Origin of the sequence: Streptomyces subrutilus, assembly GCF_001746425.1 — a bacterium.
GTDB classification, from domain to species: Bacteria; Actinomycetota; Actinomycetes; order Streptomycetales; family Streptomycetaceae; genus Streptomyces; species Streptomyces subrutilus_A.
This window is the reverse complement of sequence record NZ_CM007203.1, coordinates 23,310-38,620: the sequence shown is the minus strand read 5'-3', so window position 1 is coordinate 38,620 and position 15,311 is coordinate 23,310. Positions and strand designations below refer to the sequence as shown.

Annotated in this window: 17 protein-coding genes; 12 read left to right on the top strand and 5 right to left on the bottom strand. The window is 69.1% G+C overall.

Annotation, left to right across the window (positions count from 1 at the left end):
• Positions 1-171 precede the first annotated feature (171 nt).
• From BGK67_RS00205 to BGK67_RS00150, 12 genes are all read left to right on the top strand, one after another.
• The gene (locus BGK67_RS00205; RefSeq protein WP_208948631.1) at positions 172-1,551 is read left to right on the top strand and encodes a hypothetical protein; all 1,380 of its coding nucleotides are present in this window, start codon (positions 172-174) and stop codon (positions 1,549-1,551) included.
• Between the two features lie 150 nt (positions 1,552-1,701).
• Positions 1,702-2,124: a hypothetical protein gene (locus BGK67_RS00200; protein WP_069917925.1), complete on the top strand. Its 423-nt coding sequence runs from the start codon at positions 1,702-1,704 to the stop codon at positions 2,122-2,124.
• A gap of 78 nt (positions 2,125-2,202) precedes the next feature.
• Positions 2,203-2,691, top strand: coding sequence for a hypothetical protein (locus BGK67_RS00195; RefSeq protein ID WP_069917924.1), 489 nt, complete (start codon positions 2,203-2,205; stop codon positions 2,689-2,691).
• An 80-nt stretch (positions 2,692-2,771) separates the two neighbouring features.
• Positions 2,772-4,025, top strand: a complete 1,254-nt coding sequence (locus BGK67_RS00190; RefSeq protein ID WP_069917923.1) for a hypothetical protein — start codon at positions 2,772-2,774, stop codon at positions 4,023-4,025.
• Positions 4,026-4,101: 76 nt separating this feature from the next.
• The gene (locus BGK67_RS00185) at positions 4,102-5,100 is read left to right on the top strand and encodes a hypothetical protein (RefSeq protein WP_069917922.1); all 999 of its coding nucleotides are present in this window, start codon (positions 4,102-4,104) and stop codon (positions 5,098-5,100) included.
• A gap of 90 nt (positions 5,101-5,190) precedes the next feature.
• Complete coding sequence (locus tag BGK67_RS00180; RefSeq protein WP_069917921.1) at positions 5,191-5,463, top strand: hypothetical protein; 273 nt, start codon at positions 5,191-5,193, stop codon at positions 5,461-5,463.
• Positions 5,464-5,577: 114 nt separating this feature from the next.
• Positions 5,578-6,117, top strand: a complete 540-nt coding sequence (locus BGK67_RS00175; protein WP_069917920.1) for a hypothetical protein — start codon at positions 5,578-5,580, stop codon at positions 6,115-6,117.
• A gap of 84 nt (positions 6,118-6,201) precedes the next feature.
• Entirely contained in the window at positions 6,202-6,447 is a 246-nt protein-coding gene (locus BGK67_RS00170) for a hypothetical protein (RefSeq protein WP_069917919.1), read from the top strand.
• 86 nt (positions 6,448-6,533) lie between these two features.
• On the top strand, positions 6,534-7,616 hold the full coding sequence (locus BGK67_RS00165) for a phosphoadenosine phosphosulfate reductase domain-containing protein (RefSeq protein ID WP_069917918.1): 1,083 nt from the start codon (positions 6,534-6,536) through the stop codon (positions 7,614-7,616).
• 371 nt (positions 7,617-7,987) lie between these two features.
• Entirely contained in the window at positions 7,988-8,569 is a 582-nt protein-coding gene (locus BGK67_RS00160) for a hypothetical protein (RefSeq protein WP_069917917.1), read from the top strand.
• A gap of 70 nt (positions 8,570-8,639) precedes the next feature.
• Positions 8,640-9,146, top strand: coding sequence for a hypothetical protein (locus BGK67_RS00155; RefSeq protein WP_069917916.1), 507 nt, complete (start codon positions 8,640-8,642; stop codon positions 9,144-9,146).
• A complete protein-coding gene (locus tag BGK67_RS00150; RefSeq protein ID WP_069917915.1) occupies positions 9,146-10,138 on the top strand; it encodes a hypothetical protein in 993 nt (330 codons plus the stop codon). The genes BGK67_RS00155 and BGK67_RS00150 overlap by 1 nt, the downstream gene beginning before the upstream one ends.
• A gap of 220 nt (positions 10,139-10,358) precedes the next feature.
• Here the strand turns inward: BGK67_RS00150 and BGK67_RS00145 are convergent, their stop codons facing one another.
• From BGK67_RS00145 to BGK67_RS00125, 5 genes are all read right to left on the bottom strand, one after another.
• Entirely contained in the window at positions 10,359-11,198 is an 840-nt protein-coding gene (locus BGK67_RS00145) for a hypothetical protein (protein WP_069917914.1), read from the bottom strand.
• On the bottom strand, positions 11,198-11,989 hold the full coding sequence (locus BGK67_RS00140) for a ParA family protein (protein WP_069917913.1): 792 nt from the start codon (positions 11,987-11,989) through the stop codon (positions 11,198-11,200). The genes BGK67_RS00145 and BGK67_RS00140 overlap by 1 nt, the downstream gene beginning before the upstream one ends.
• A 262-nt stretch (positions 11,990-12,251) precedes the next feature.
• Positions 12,252-13,442, bottom strand: a complete 1,191-nt coding sequence (locus BGK67_RS00135; RefSeq protein ID WP_069917912.1) for a cytochrome P450 family protein — start codon at positions 13,440-13,442, stop codon at positions 12,252-12,254.
• Positions 13,439-14,692, bottom strand: a complete 1,254-nt coding sequence (locus BGK67_RS00130) for an MAB_1171c family putative transporter (protein WP_069917911.1) — start codon at positions 14,690-14,692, stop codon at positions 13,439-13,441. Before BGK67_RS00130 ends, BGK67_RS00135 begins: the two co-directional genes overlap by 4 nt.
• 10 nt (positions 14,693-14,702) lie before the next feature.
• Positions 14,703-15,233, bottom strand: a complete 531-nt coding sequence (locus tag BGK67_RS00125) for a hypothetical protein (protein WP_069917910.1) — start codon at positions 15,231-15,233, stop codon at positions 14,703-14,705.
• Between the last annotated feature and the right edge of the window lie 78 nt (positions 15,234-15,311).

Here is a 15,311-nt window from a genome sequence, read left to right as displayed (position 1 = left end):
CCCGGTGGAGAGCAACCACCGCCCCTCCGAAGCAAGGAACGTCTCGTGCCTGCCTCTGCCCTGTTTGACCTGCCCGCCCCGGTTCCTGTGCCGGCGGCGCGAGAGCCTCGCCGGTCTGGGATCACCGTCCTGTCGTACGGACTCGGGGCGGACAGCACCGCCATCCTCTTGATGTTCCTGGCCGCACCGTGGCGTTACGGGCTCGCGCGGGACCTGTCAGACCTGGTGGTCGTGCACGCCGTCACGGGCGACGAATGGCCCGACTCCCTCGACTACGTAAACCGCCTGGTGCTGCCGCTGCTCCGCCAGAAGCGGGTACGGCTGGTGCAGATAGCCCGCGGCGGCCCGGAGGATGCCGACGGGGTAGTTGTCCTTGACGACTCCCGTGCGCCGCGCCGGATCTTCGCCCAAGGCCCCTGGCGCCTGTCGGACGAGCTCCGCCTGGCCGGCACCGTGCCCCAGATGGCACAGGGCAAGCGCACGTGCTCGCAGCGGTTCAAGGGCTGGGATTTGGACCAGTGGGCGGAAGCCGAGTTCGGCGTGGACAGCTTCCGGCGGGTCATCGGCTACCACGCAGGGGAGCGGGGGCGCGCGGACAAGGACAGCGGCATCCAGCGGGAGCTGAACCGGGCGGCTGGGCGCACCATCTGCGAACCGTTCTACCCGCTCATCGATGCGGGCATGGAGCGGGCCGCGGTGGAGGCGTACGTCCTGGGGATGCTTGGGGAGCCGATCCGTAAGTCGTACTGCGCGACTTGCCCGTTCAGCGGGGTGTGTGCGTCTCGGGAGGCCCACGAGGCCCGGTTGCGCGCCCACCCGCACATCGCGGCGGACGTGCTGCGCCTGGAGTACGTCAGCCAGGCCCTGAACGAGCGGGTGGCCCTGTACGGGACGACGTCCCTGCGGAAGCGGCTCACCGAGGACGGACGGAACACCGCTGTCCTCGACGCGTTCGAGCTGTCGCTGGAGCAGGCCCCGTATGCGGTGTACGAGGTGCGCCGGGTCTATCACGCGGCCCGTACGGCTGACTGCCGGGAGCAGCACGGCAAGTCGTGCAGCGCTCCCCGCTGGTGGTGCCGGCAGCCGCGTACGGACGCGTGCCGTACGGAGCATCCGGCAGGCAGGTTCGGGCCTTGGTGCTCGGGGCCGGACGCGTGCCGGGGCGTGGCCAAGAAGGGGCAGGCCTGGCGGTCGGTGCGCACCGTGTGGGAGGGATCGCGGGCCGGGGCGCAGCAGCACGTCCAGGAGTTGGCGGCCGAGCACGCGATGCAGCTTCGCCGCGGTGAGCATTCCGGCCTCGAGAGGGCGCACTACCTGGATGAGGGCGACGGGTTCCCCTCTACGTCCGCGTACCTGGTTGCCGCGCCGGCGGGGGTGCGGGACAAGCAGCGCACGCGGTTCGAGGAGCGATGGACGCAGCTGACCGGGCGCGCTGGCACCGTGGGGGAGCCCGTGCGGAAGTTGCCGGAGCCAGCGCCACGGCGGCGTACGGGCGGCGTGCCTCGGATCCGGCAGGCGAAGACCGTCGGAACAGTTACGTTGATCGCCTGACAGTCGCCCTCTAATAGTTACACCGTCGCGCTTCGACTAGCGCGTGCGCCCCTATTTCCAGGATTAGCTACCACCAACACTCTCCATGCTGTAATGTTTTCCTTGTTGGCGGAGAGCAACCGTCGACACCCCCCGAAGGAAGGAACGCCCATGCATGCTGCCCTGGCCGTCAAGCCGATGGCAGAACTCACCGCGCAGTACGGGCCCATGCGCACCGTGCTCCAGTCCCACGGGCCCACCGACGTCGAGCGGGAGCAGCACGAGACCTACTCCCTCGTCGTCCACGGCGGGAAGCCGCTGCGGCAGTCCCGCATCGGGGCCGCTCTCAGGCCGGAGCTGGTCATCCAGCTCGTGGAGTACGTCGACCCCGTCACCGGCACCCTCCGGTACGCCGTCGACTACTGGACCCCCGCCCGGTTCCTCGTCTCCGACCACGAGCACCGCGTGATGGCGGAGATGGCGTACGAGAAGGCCGTACGGGACGAGTTCGCTTACACGGCCCTGCGGCTGTCCCCTCAGCGGTTCCTCGGCGGCCTGGAGCTCTTCTACGACGTCACCGACGTCCGGCCCTGATCTCGCCGACGCCGGGGCGCGACGCTCACCGCCGCGCCCCGGCACCCTCTCCGCGCCACGTACTGAGGAGTTCCAGTCATGACCGACGTCACCGCCACGCCCACAGCTGCACAGGAGCTCACCGCCGCGCTCGCGGCGTGGGGGATCCGCGCCCACTTCGACAGCGACCACCGGATGGGCACCAGCTGGCTCATCATCGGGGCCGACCAGGACAGCACCGAGTTCCCCGACATGGACGAGCGGGACTACGTACGGGCCTACGCGTCCACGCCTGACACCGAGAACGAGATGTTCGTGGACGAGCCGATGGGGGCCGCCACCGAGTGGCACACCATCCTCGGCTCCGGGCTCGAAGCCACCGACGCGTTCGGCCACCTCGGCGAGGTCCACGGCCCCCACTTCACCAACGCGGCCGCCGTCGCCGAGTACGTCGCCGACTGGTACACGGACCGGGCCGTCGTCCGCCTCAGCGCCGAACTGGCAGCCCTTTTGGGCGTCTCGCCCAACCGTGCCGACGTCGAAGAGCTGGCCTTCCTCCGGTTCCTGCTCGCCGCTTGCAAGAGCTAGCACCACCGCCGGGGCGCGACGCTCACCGCCGCGCCCCGGCACCCTCCCATCTCGCCACACCACACCTAGGAGCACCCCGCATGTCCCAGAACCCCGACGCCGCCGCACAGACCACCCGCATCCAGGGCGTGGGCCGAGTCCCCGCCGTCCAAGCCCAGCAGCTCACCCCGGGCGACAAGGTCATGTGGAACGGCGGCCACGTCGTCGAAGTCCTGGCCGTCGAGGAGGCCTCCCCCTGCTTCCTCCGCGTGAGCCTGACGTCCAGCACCCCGGGTGACTCCAAGCCGGACGTCCGCCGTTGGAAGAAGACCGCGATCATCGGCGTGCCGTCGGCCCGCGCACTCACCCCAGACACCACCCCCCAGGAACCCGCACAGGCACAGGAGTGCGGGGTGTGCGGTGACGAGGGGTGCACGGACAATGCCGCGTCAGGGGGCGCGTATTGCGTCCTGTGCGGCTATGACCACAAGTCCCACCGGATCCGCGAATGCGCCACGTTCGCCACCGACGTCACCGCCTACGAGGACCAGCACGTCGAGAAGGCAAACACGCCGGATGCCCGGGCAACCGCGCCCATCATCGCCCCGACGCCGGAACCGGTCGCCCCCACTCCCGCAGCGGACTTCTACGGCGCCATCAAGGCTTCGGGGCTCCAGCTGGGTGACCTGGTCGAGTACGACGGCCGCATCGTCCACGCCCCGGAGAGCCCCAGGCTCGTGCCGGGCGGCCGCGGCCGGCTGCGCGACGTGTGGTCGTCGGGCGGGGAGATCGTGGGCCGTGTCGAACGGGAAGACGGCGTGACCGACGCTCCCGCGCTCCAGAGCCTCCGTCCGGCCGCCACGACGGTCCTCAAGGCCTCCAGCGAACTCCAGAAGGGCGACGTCGTCCGCGACCGCGGGATGCGCGTGCGGCTCGATGAACTGAACTGCCCGCCGTATTTCGCCGGCACCGGCGAGGGCCTCGTCTACTCGTGGCTCGGCACCGTGCTGAACGTCCACGATGTCCACGCCGACGGGCACGTGCCGCGGTCGTTCCTCGGCAGGTGGGAGGGATCGCGGCTGGTTCGTGGGGACTCCTGGTCGGCCCAGGGCGACGAAACCGTCCAGTGGCCCGTCGAGGTGCCGGAGAGCGGCGGTCCCAAGTCGCCCCCGGCGCCCCGCAGCGTCACGGTCACGACCGCCACGACCCGGGTGTCCCTGCCGGAGCGTCTGCGGGCGGCCAACGCCCCCGGGGAGATGGTCACGAACGACGAGCTCGGCGGCGTGCTTCGGTGGCGCCTCCCCAGCGGCGAGGAGCTGACCCCGGGCGAGGCGGCCGCACGGTTCCTGAGCTAGCCCCCAGCCGGGGGCGCACCACCGCGCCCCCGGCCCTCCCCCATCTACGCCGTACACCCCGCAGAGAGGCACCATCATGCTGTTCCGAGGCACGCTCGAGCTGTACTACACGAGCCAGCGCACCGGCCGCGACTTCACCGCCGAGACGATCGGCCGTCACTGGGGCGCCCGGGCGCGTGCCGTCTGGCTCGCCGCCGACCATGTTGGCCGCAACCAGGAGCGGGGCATCTCCGCCGACGCCATCTTCGTCTACGAGCCGGGGTCGGCGAATACGCTCGGCGCGTTCCGGACCCGTGACGAGCTCGCCGCATGGTGCCGGGCCTACGGCGCCAAGACGGACCGCGTGCCCCGCCAGGGCGAGAAGTTCACCGTGGTGCTGCCCTCGGGTCCGGACAACATGGCGCCGCTCGTCGACGACGGCGTCCCCGACCCCGACACCTACCAGCCGCCGACCCCGGACGCGATCGTGCGCAACATGGTGACCCGCGCGCTGACGAACCGGGGCCTTCGCCGCACGGAGACCCCCCGCCCGCATGCGCTGGAGTACGGGCGCACTCCCGGCTTCCTCGTCTCCGGCGGGATCGACACCGTCACCATCTCCCACCACCCCTTCCCGGCCGACACCGCCACCCTGGAAGCCTGGGAGTGGGCGATGTGGGCCAGAACGGAGCGCTGGAACGTTCGGCGCGGCCCCAACCGCACGCTGATTGTCACCCCCGGCCGGTACGGCTGGATGGGCCGGAACGAGTTCTTCGGCATGGCCCTGGAATCGGTCACTGAACCGGTGCAGCCGGCGGCACCCGCCTACGAGAACTTCGGCCGCCACCGGGACGGGCGGGACATCCGGCACCTGGCCTCGCAGGCCGAGCTTGCCGCGTGCATCCGCCGATACATCGCTAAGGGCACCCCCGTCTACCAGGCCCCCGGCGGCGTGATCGTCGTCGAGTATCCCAGCGGCCGACACGGCTTCTACCCCCTGAAAAGCGCCCCGCTGCCCGAGTGCGCCCGATGCAAGCGCTTCCCGCGCGAACACATGTCCTGGGACGACTGCCCCGTAATCGAGCTCGCCGTCTGACCAATACGCCAGCACCACCCGGCCGGGGGCCACTCACCCGCCCCCGGCCCCTACCCCCGCCCCCGTACGCCTCGACAGAGAGATCCCGCCATGCCGACGAACACGTCCGTCAACGCCACCCCGAGCGACCACCAGGGCGAACTGCTCATCGCCGCGCTCGCCCACTCCTCGCACCGCGTCCCGGGCGCCAAGGGCCGGACGCTCGACATCATGGCCCGCCGCCAGTGGGTGAAGGAGCACACCTCGACGGGACGCCTCGCTTCCACGGTCCGGGACTACCCCGGCTTCACGCACTTCCGCCTCACCCACCTCGGCGTCAACGCCGCCCGCCGCGTTCAGGCCCTGCGCGACGGACGCCCGTAGGGGAGCTGCACGGCGTGCCCTGCACCGCGTGACAGCTCTCTACGCCCGGTGCCGCACCGTCCGCGCCCATGGCCCTCCTCCACCGGCACACCCCAGACAAGGAAGACCCTGCTCATGAGCACTTCCACCCGCCCAGCCGCCATGGTGTACGGCGCTCTCGCCGCAAACCTGACCGCACCCCAGGTCGACGCCGCGATCCGCGTCCTCGTGCAGGCCTGTCAGCCTCTGGCAGCGTTTCGGGACCATCGTTGCGTTGGGAGTGGGGCCTACCTCGACCCGCGCATGCTCGCCGGCGAGGTTGTCCTGGCGTACCTGCGCGAAGACGCCGCAGCCCCCGCAAGCCGTGCTGCCCGGGCGAGAGAAAGGGCGGTGGGCGAACGCGTACTGATCCGCTGGGCGGATCTGTTCCAGGCGGCGAGCTGGGAAGTGCTCCGGTACAGGGAGACCGACCAGTACGACGGGTACCGGCTGGTGCGTCTCGTCCTCACCCCGCCCGCTGAGGCCGTGCCCGGCCGCCGTGTGCTCACGCCCATCGAGCATCACGCCGCCTGGCACGCCATCGAAAGCGCTGCAAGCGAGGAGGGCGCCGACCCGGGAACGGTTCTGAACGCCGTCCTCCGGGCGCTCAACATCGACGCGCCCCCCGGCCAATAGCAGCTTCCGGTCGACCGGTACGCGCCCGCGGCGCGCCCCGGTCTCTAAAGCCGCACGTCTCCACACCACCAGAGAGGCTCAACCATGAACATCACCGCAGACCAGGCCCGCAAGCTGAACCGGGCTTCGTTCCTGGAGGGGGACTGCGACACCCCGGCGATCCGCGTGGCCGGAGCCGCCGTACACGCCTACGTCGACGCGGAGCGGGGGCAACTCGTTGTATCCGTCCACCTGGACACCGGGGAGATCCCCGACGACCTCATCAGCGCCCGCGAGACCGTGCCCCTGCACGTCACGGTCAACGGACACGAGGTCTTCAACGCGCGCTGACGCCCGCTTTCCGCCGGGGCGCAGCCAACGCCGCGCCCCCGCCTGTACCGCCCTCTCCGCCCGCTCACACCCCTGAGGCTCCCGCTATGCAGACTGTCGCCCTGTTCGACCTCCCCGCCGTCCCCATCCCGCCTGCCACGCTGGCGAAGCCCAAGCGGAAGCGGACCGTGCACGCCTCGGTGCCATTCGCACCGCCAACGACCGTCCCAGACGAGCTGATCCAGGACGCCGACGTAGTCGTCGTGTCGTCCTCGGGCGGTAACGACTCCGTGGCGATGGTCTCGTACGTCACTGGTCGGGCCAGGAGGCTGGGGATGCTCGACAAGGTCGTCGTGGTCCATGCGGACCTGGGACGGGTGGAGTGGAAGGGCGCGCGGGAGCTCGCGGAGGAGCAGGCGCGGCTTGCCGGTGTCCGCCGGTTCGAGGTGGTCCGGTCGACGGGCGCGGATCTCCTCGAGCGGGTGGTGCTGCGCTTCCAGAAGCTCAAGGCCAAGGCGGAGCTGGAGGCCTTGGAGCAGGGCGCGGACCCGTCCGCGGTGGAGGTAGCGCCAGCTTGGCCGTCCTCGGCTGCACGATGGTGCACTTCGGGCGAGAAGCGAGGGCCGATCTGGACCCTCTACACGCGCCTTGTGAGGGAGCTGTCGCACCTGGGCCGTCCCGTGCGGATCCTGGCGTGCATAGGGCAGCGGGCCGCGGAGAGCGACAACCGTGCAAAGTTGGCGCCGGTCGAGATCGACCGGTCGGCGAGCAACGGCAAGCGGCATGTCACCACTTGGCGGCCCATCCACGGGTGGAGCGACGCCGACGTCTGGCGGGAGATCGCTCGGTCGGGCCTGCCGTACCACCAGGCTTACGACTGGGGTAACCGGCGCCTGAGCTGCGTTTTCTGTGTCCTTGGCTGCAACAGCGATTTGGTGAACGGCGCGCGGCGGGTGCCGGAGTTGGCTGCGGCCTACGCTGCGGTCGAGGTGACCGTCGGGACCGACTTCAAAGAGGGCCTGTCCATGCGGGAGATCATCCGGCGCGCGGAAGCGCTGGAGAAGGAGCTGGGCCCCGCGAGCCAGCCGCCCGCGGGCACCGCGATGGCCGGGTACGTCGGAAAGTCGACGACCGCCCTTTATCTGGGGCGATTGCGGGCGCTCCGCGGCGGCGTGGACCTCGCCGCCTGAACCTGCCCGGAGGGTGGAAGGGCTTGCGTGCCTGCCCTTCCACCCCCGTGAGTTCGACCGAATGAGACCGATACCGTCGCCATTTGTCGCCATCCGTCGACAAGTGGCGACAGAGTGTGGGAGGCTGCACTCAACGCCGGAAAGTCCGAGGGCGGTTGACCCACGATGCGACCCGTAGCCAACCGCCCTCATCACCGAAGGAGAACGCCTCGATGATCACCGCCACCGTACAGGCCAGGCCCAACGTACAAAGTGAGAGGGCGCTCGCTGCCTGGCTCGCCGACAACGGTATGCCAGGCCAGCGGAGCATGACCGCCATTGCGAAGTTGCGCCGCGAACGCGCCCACAACCGACCGGCTACACCCACGGCGATGGAATCGCTGCAACAGCGCTTCACCCGGCACCTGATCGGCCAGGCCCGCGCGGAGATCCGACGCCGTGGCGGCGAGGTCGCCGTCTTCGGCAAGAACGGCAGCGTCACCGGCACGCTGCACCTGGCCGACCGCGACCGTGCGCAGCGCATCCTGCTGGTGAAGGCCGCCGGGTGGCGCTACTACTCCACCCGCGCGCCGCAGCGGTACGTCGAGCTCGCCTACCTTTACGGGACCGACGACGCCGGACCGTGGGCCGTGCGCGTTCCCGGGACGATGACCACCGTCCGAGAAGCCATGGCCTGGCTCACGCCGAACGAGGTCGTCAAGGCCATGGACAAGGGCCTGCGGGTACGCCGCCAGGGCGACGTGTACGCCATCGAGACCAGCACCAAGCGCGACGGCGACGGCAAGTGGGACCTGCCCGAGGGGCACACATGGCGGGCGAACACCCGCTACCTCGTGCACAATCCGGCCGACGGCCGCAAGCACCGTCCGCTGCGCCTGACCCACCCGGTGCGGTTCGTCGTACAGAGGGCGTACGAGATGGGCCGCTCCGGTGCGCGGGCCAACGGCGACTAATACAGCGCCACCCTGTGCCGCGGTCCACCCGGGCCGCGGCCCCACCCCTGCCACGAAGGAGCACTACCCCATGGCCGACGGCCGCATCTCCACCAGACTGAGCGGCGACGTCGCCGAGTGGCTGGAGGACCGCACCGACCGGATGATGACCGGCAGCAAGGACATCCAGGCTCGCCAGGAACTGGCCATGTGGCGCGGTGCCCTGGCGGGTGAACTGCGCCGGATCCGCCTCACCGTCGACCAAGCCAACTGCCTGGCCGACGTCATGAACGGAACCATCATGGACGCGGCCCTCGCCGGCTCGGCCGGGATCGTGTTCTACAACGCCGCCGACGCCTTCCAGCTCGTCCACGACTCCCCGTTCGCCGGCGAGTCCACCTACGGTGCGAAGTGGGGAATCGACGAGGAGGCACTGCTCAAGTACCTGCGCGGCCTCGGGCCCACCGCCGACCATGCCCTTCACGATGCCATCTCACGCTGGTGGAACCTGAACGCGGAACCGACCGTCGAAGGCTGGGCCCGCGTCGGGCTCACCGTCGCCCCGTCCCCCCACGATGACGGCGAGGGTGAGGCGTAGTGCCGCAGCAGACCATCACCGCGCGGGATCTCCCCACGATCCGTGCGGAACTGGCAACCTGGCTCGCCGACCCGGGCCCTCTCGGCGGGCCCGCGGTGTGGAGCCAGCACCTGGACTCCGCCACGGCTGCCCAGGAACGCCAGGCCGCGGCCGACTGGTCCGTCTCCCTGCGCGCCGCACAGCTCACCTACGCCAACGGTGACATGACCGGGCTCGCCGCCTCCGCCGGCCTCGCTCTGCCGGCGTACCGACTTCATCCCGAAGACCTTCCGGCCCCGCACGGCCTGATCATGTGGGAGAACCCCGTCATCTCGCCTGAGGCGGGCGGTGACGTTATGTCGTCGATCGCCGTGTCGTGGGCGGTCCATGGTGGAGGCGTCCACATCCGCGTTTGGACCAAGCGGGAAGAGTGGTTCCAGTGGATGGCCCGGCCCGAGCCCGGAATGGGCGCGATGAGCCAGGACGAGATCCGCGTGATGCGCGCCCGCTACCCGCAGGCCCTCGTTTCCACCTGCTCCTCTTACCTGCCCTTCGGGAAGGTCCCCGGCTGGCTGCTGTCCGACTACCAAGACACGACGGACATGAGCATCGCTGAGTTGGAGAACCGGGCCCGCTTCGTCGTCCAGTCAGAGATGGCCGAACGTGCCCTCGTCACATCATGGCTGCTCATGGGGCAGGTTCTCGTCCGTGAGGAGGAGGTGCAGGCGCCGAAGGGTGCGGCGAAGCACATCCGCCGCCTGGACCCCAACCTGTTGACCTCGGTCCGCTACGTCACACTGCGCCACCGCAGCATCCACGCCGAGCGGACCGGTCAGGTGGACGGCGCGGGAGTCACGTACCGCCACCGGTGGATCGTGAGCGGACACTGGCGCAACCACTGGTACCCCTCGCAACAGAGAACCCGTCCCATCTGGATCGCCAACCACATGAAGGGCCCGGAAGGGGCGCCGATCCTCGACCCGGACAAGCTTGTCAACCTCCTCCGCAGGTAGCACGTGGTTCCGCTTGGAGGCCCCTGCTGGACGGCGCTAGCCACGGACCACGTACGGTGGAAGTGCCGATGCAGCCTGGAGCTCGTCCAGCAGCACGAAGAGGGGCCCCCGTCCACGGGGCCCCTCTTCGTTGTCCCGCCCAAACCTTCCCAGCGCTGGGAAACTTTTCGACGGCCGAATGTGGAAACCTTCCCAGCGCTGGGAAGGTTTTGCGTCTCGACTACTCGTTCGCGAGAAGCTTCTCCGCTTCCTCCACCAGCTCACGGAGGCCACTAACGTACCCCTTGGCCTCTTCCGGGTCGCTGGCCGCGATCTCCTTGATCAGGTCCAGGTCGATCCTGCCGGCCTTGCGGGCGGCCTCGAGGCGCTCCTGGACCGCGGGCGGCGCCTTGAGCTCTCGGGCCGCCGGCGGGGCGCCGAGTCCGAGCAGGGCCTTCGCGGCCTGGGCACCGTCCGGCGTGATCTGCCCCTCGCGCTTCATGATGGCGAACTGCTCGCGCACCTCTTCGGTGCTCTTGCGCGCTGTGCTGGCGAGTTTCTCGATCACCAAGACCGGCAGTGGCTTCTCTACGAGACCCTCGAGCGCCGTGTAGACCAGGTGCGCGTCGATGAACCGGTAGTAGTCCTTACCCTTGATCCCGAGCGTCGCAGCGAAGGCGTTCACGGACTTGTAGCCGGCATCCTTGTACGACTTCGCGGCCTGGACCTCGCTGAGCCAGCGCCCAGTGAGGACCAGGTAGTCCATCTGAGTCTTCAGGAGCTCCTCGCCGGCGGTCTGCGAGGCCTCCCTGATCTGCCGCTCAGCGTGGGCCAGGTGCTCGAGGCCCGTAGCGTCCTCGGGGGCTGGAACGTATGCGAACAGCGGAACGACTTCGGAGGGAGTCGAGACGACAACCCCCTCAACCTGCTTGCTGGTGCCGTCCTGCTTGCTGGTGCCGTCCGTGTCATCGTCCTCCCCCCGGCGTGCCGGACCCGAACCCAGTCTGGCCAGGGCCGCTGCCTGTTCCGCGCGCTTCTGCGTAGCGTCGGAGGTCTTCTTCTTGATGACGATCTCGGCCATCAGGCAGCCGCCTCCTTGAGGACGTGGCGCAGGCACATCCCCCACTCTTCGGTATGGGAGGGCTTGGGCATGGTCTCCCAGAAGCGGGGGTAGTCGGGCGAGTTACTGATCTCGAACGCTTCGGCGGGCATGGACACCACGAGGTCTCCCTGCTTCACATCCTCCATGGCCGACGCGATGCGGCTGGCGATGGCCGGTCGCTGTTCTGCAGGCAAGCTGGTGCGCCCGTCACACTTGACCATCACTACGGAGGCTCGGAGGGTGTTCTCATTCGCCTTGCTGCCGCGCGCGGCCTGGCGGATCGTGGGCGGGATCCGAATCACCTCGATGCCGGAGGGAGCAACGGGGAGGATCAGCAGGTGGGCCTCCTTGGAGACCTCCCAGTAGGCCTCCTTGCCGGCGCCGCCCGTGTCGACGATGACGACATCGAAAGACTCCTTGAGGTGCTCAATGACCTCGTCGAGTTCGGGTCCGTCCTCGTCCTTCTCGTCGTAGACGACGTGATCGAAGGGAACCTTGTCCTGGAGGGCTTCTCGAACCTTGAGCCAGTTCACGACGGACTGGGAATTGTCGTCGGTGTCGACGACGCAGACCTTCAAGCCGAGCTTCCAGGCAATCCAGAGGGCGATGAAGATGGTCGCTGTGGTCTTCCCCGTTCCACCCTTGAGCATCCCGACGCCGATGACAAGGCAGCCGATCGACTTGATCCACGCCTTGAGTTCTTCGATGCTCAGAAGTTCTTCCCTCAGCAGCTGCTTGTACTGCTGGCGGGGTAGCGTCGAAATCTTCATCCTCTACCTTCCCTGTCCTGGTGGGCCCGGACTCCCGGGTGCCACAGGACGAGCCTGTGGTGGTTGGCGATCCCCCCAGCGGGGTTCATCGTCTTCGTCACGGTAGGGACGATAACCAGATGTGGGCTTGCTACGGGCATCCCACCCGTTTTGCAGCGCTCCGAAACGTACGAAAGGGCCCCGCGGTCGGTGGCCGCGAGGCCCCTGCTGCTCGTTGACTACCGCCCGGGGGGGCGGACTTGCTTCCTGGTGAGGTCTGCGGTCACCAGGTGACGGGCAGGGCCCTCAGGCCGCGCTTGTGGAACGAGGGCCACCACTCCAGCTTGTCGACGGGGACAGCCAACCGGAGGCCGGGGAAGCGGCCAAGGAGGCTCGTAAGGGCTACCTCGCCCTCGATTCGGGCGAGCGGGGCGCCGAGACAGTAGTGGATGCCGTGGCCGAAACCCAGGTGCGCCGGCGTGCGGGTGGAGTCGAAGGCGTCGGGGTTCTGGAACTGCTCGCCGTCGCGGTTCGCCGAGACAAGCGACAGCCACACCCGGGCGCCTGCCGGGATGCTGACTCCGCCGATGGTGAGGTCCTCGAGGGCGAAGCGGCGGACGGCCAGGGTGAAGGGCGTGTTCCAGCGGAGGGTCTCCTCCACCACCGCCCGGACCGGTACGGCGCCGTGCCGGACGGCGGCCATCTGCTCGGGGTGGGTGAGCAGGGCCAGGACGGCGTTTCCGATCAGGTTCACTGCGTTGTCGTATCCGGCGAACAGGATCAGGAAGGCCATCGCGAGGAGCTCGGGCTCTGTGAGGCTGTCGTTCGCGTCGCGGGCCTCAATCATCGCCGACAGCAGGTCGTCCGTCGGCTGCGTGCGCTTGGCCGCGATCGTGTCGACGAGGAAGCGGTGCATCTCCTTCATCGCGGCCCTGGAGTCCAGGGCCGCGTCGGGTGCCGGCGAGAGCAGGGTGTTGGTCCAGGTCCGGAAGTCGTGCCGGGCGCCGAGGGGGATGCCCAGGAGCTCGCAGATCACCCCCATCGGGAGCGGGTTGGCCAGGGACTCCATGAGGTCGACGGGCTGGTCGGCGGGCAGTTCGTCCAGGAGGTCGTCGGTGAGGGCCTGGACCCGGTCGCGCAGGGCTTCGATGCGGCGGGGCGTGAACGCCTTGGAGACCAGGCGGCGCAGGCGGGCGTGGTCGGGCGGGTCCATGTTCAGCAGGTGCGCGTCGAGTTCCGGGGGCATCGACGACTGGTACTGCCCGGTGCTGTGGGCGTTCGCCTTGTTCAGGGACAGGCGGGGATCGGCCAGGGCCGGGCGTACGTCCTGGTGCCGGGTGACCAGCCACACGGTGGCACCGTCGGGCGTCGTGGTCCGGTGCACCGGGCCGGCTTCCCGCAGCTTGGCGTAGACGCCGTGCGGGTCGCCCATGAGAGCGTCGTCGAAGAGCGATCCTTCCGGGGTAGCGCTCATGACCGTTTGGCTTCTGCAGTCAGGGCATCGCCGGCGTCCGCCTTGGCGAGTGCTTCGTCGACGAAGGCGCCGTTGTCGAAGGCGTCGGCCACGCGGATCAGCCAGTCACGTTCGCCGCCCATGTCGCCGGCCGCGGGGTCATGGGGCACTGCGGCGGCGTGGTGCTCGGTCTTGCCCGCGGCCTTGGCCCTCAAGGCGTGGGTGATCTGCGCGGCCTCGATGATGGCCTCCACCTCGTCGGCCGGCTTCGCCTGGACCTGGCTGAGCTCACGGACGGCGCGGGCGACGGCAGGGTCGAAGTGCGGGCGGAGTGCCAGCTGGACGTCGCGGATCTCGATGACCATACGGCTGACGAGGAAGGACAGATCGTCATCACGGAAGGCACGGCGTGGGTTGCTCGGGTAGAGGTCCGGGAGCAGGACGACTTCCGGGTGCGCGCCGGTCATCGCCTGCCACAGCGGGAGAAGCCGCCGGTAGGCGCGGTACTCGTTGACGCGGGCGCGGGCACTGTCCAGGCCAACGCCCCAGGCCGGCATGGTGAATCCGACCGCGAACAGCATCGCGGAGATGCTCGCGGACATCGGGGCGACGACCACGCTGATGAAGTGGAGGGGGGAGGTGCCCAGGAGGTCCCAGGTCAGGGAGACCACCTTGGGGATGCCGTAGCCCAGTCCGAATACGGCTCCGACGGCCACGACTCGGAGTCCTCGGCGCAGCCAGGGCCGGTCGACGGCCTTGGAGTAGCCCCAGCACATGCGGGTGAGGCCGGTCATGCCGACGACGAACAGCACGGCGTAGACCAGCAGGAACTGCGTGATGTACGGCGTCTCAGCGTAGTGAACGTCGAAGTCGACGTGGTGCTCGCCGTCGCTGACGTCCGCGAGCGAGAACAGGGTGATCATGGAGCCGACCGTGACGACCGCGTACGCGACGAGCAGACGGTGCCACAGCTTGATCCGGTCCTGCGCGGACGACCAGCTCACCAGCAGGGCCAGGAACGAGGCCAGGCACACCGCTACTGAGGTGTAGGTGATCAGGGTCGCGATGTTGGTTATCCCGATCAGCCGGTCGATGCGTACGTAGGCCCACGGGGCGGCCACCACGAACGGCGTGGCGAACGTGGCGATGGCCAGGCAGAGCAGCCGGAGCTCGCGGTTCCCGGGGTCTTTGATGAGGTCACGCAGCTTGTAGGCGAAGGCGCTCCAGGAGATCACTGCCAGGATGCCGTAGACGATGTTGAAGAGCAGCATCCCGTCAGTGTTACGTACGGCCGCCGCGTTCCAGAGAGCGCCCGAGGTGCGTGATGAGGTTCTCAACGCCCGGGGCGAGGCCGACGGGCGCCCGGTTGCCGATTCCGGCCGTCTCCATGGGCATGAGGGACGCGACCAGCTCGGCCGCGCGTTCTTCCGCGTTCGAGTACTGGGTGCGGCCCAGGACGCTACGCACGAGGACCGGTGCGAGGGTGGGCATGAGGAGCTGTGCCACCTCGTCGGGCATCACCGGGGCGGCGACGTGCTCGCACACCATGTGCCCGAGCTCGTGCCGGATGATGTGTTCCTGGTGGGCTTGGGTCGTGTACTGCTGGTAGCAGATGTAGTCCTCGTCGTCCGTAGCCACCCACAGGCCGCACGGCTTGCCGGCGCCGGTGGGCATCGGTACTTCGAGCAGCGTGATCGGTCGCCCGCGGCGCTGCTCCAGGAGGTCGCAGAGCGCGTTCACGTCGGACCGCTCCGGGATCTCCAGTTCCTTCACCTTGCCGGTGCAGTACCGGCGGAGCTCCTTGTCGTTCATCCCCTCACCCCCTGGATGGATGCTGGGCCACTGCCATCTCGTCACGATCATTCGACACTCCCTGGCTGGTCATGTTCC

What these genes read in the sequence shown, in the direction of transcription:
- BGK67_RS00205 (WP_208948631.1), top strand. Translation starts at nt 172, where the DNA reads ATGTTCCTGGCCGCACCGTGGCGTTACGGGCTCGCGCGGGACCTGTCA.
- BGK67_RS00200 (WP_069917925.1), top strand. Translation starts at nt 1,702, where the DNA reads ATGCATGCTGCCCTGGCCGTCAAGCCGATGGCAGAACTCACCGCGCAG.
- BGK67_RS00195 (WP_069917924.1), top strand. Translation starts at nt 2,203, where the DNA reads ATGACCGACGTCACCGCCACGCCCACAGCTGCACAGGAGCTCACCGCC.
- BGK67_RS00190 (WP_069917923.1), top strand. Translation starts at nt 2,772, where the DNA reads ATGTCCCAGAACCCCGACGCCGCCGCACAGACCACCCGCATCCAGGGC.
- BGK67_RS00185 (WP_069917922.1), top strand. Translation starts at nt 4,102, where the DNA reads ATGCTGTTCCGAGGCACGCTCGAGCTGTACTACACGAGCCAGCGCACC.
- BGK67_RS00180 (WP_069917921.1), top strand. Translation starts at nt 5,191, where the DNA reads ATGCCGACGAACACGTCCGTCAACGCCACCCCGAGCGACCACCAGGGC.
- BGK67_RS00175 (WP_069917920.1), top strand. Translation starts at nt 5,578, where the DNA reads ATGAGCACTTCCACCCGCCCAGCCGCCATGGTGTACGGCGCTCTCGCC.
- BGK67_RS00170 (WP_069917919.1), top strand. Translation starts at nt 6,202, where the DNA reads ATGAACATCACCGCAGACCAGGCCCGCAAGCTGAACCGGGCTTCGTTC.
- BGK67_RS00165 (WP_069917918.1), top strand. Translation starts at nt 6,534, where the DNA reads ATGCAGACTGTCGCCCTGTTCGACCTCCCCGCCGTCCCCATCCCGCCT.
- BGK67_RS00160 (WP_069917917.1), top strand. Translation starts at nt 7,988, where the DNA reads ATGGAATCGCTGCAACAGCGCTTCACCCGGCACCTGATCGGCCAGGCC.
- BGK67_RS00155 (WP_069917916.1), top strand. Translation starts at nt 8,640, where the DNA reads ATGGCCGACGGCCGCATCTCCACCAGACTGAGCGGCGACGTCGCCGAG.
- BGK67_RS00145 (WP_069917914.1), bottom strand. Translation starts at nt 11,198, where the DNA reads ATGGCCGAGATCGTCATCAAGAAGAAGACCTCCGACGCTACGCAGAAG.
- BGK67_RS00140 (WP_069917913.1), bottom strand. Translation starts at nt 11,989, where the DNA reads ATGAAGATTTCGACGCTACCCCGCCAGCAGTACAAGCAGCTGCTGAGG.
- BGK67_RS00135 (WP_069917912.1), bottom strand. Translation starts at nt 13,442, where the DNA reads ATGAGCGCTACCCCGGAAGGATCGCTCTTCGACGACGCTCTCATGGGC.
- BGK67_RS00130 (WP_069917911.1), bottom strand. Translation starts at nt 14,692, where the DNA reads ATGCTGCTCTTCAACATCGTCTACGGCATCCTGGCAGTGATCTCCTGG.
- BGK67_RS00125 (WP_069917910.1), bottom strand. Translation starts at nt 15,233, where the DNA reads ATGAACGACAAGGAGCTCCGCCGGTACTGCACCGGCAAGGTGAAGGAA.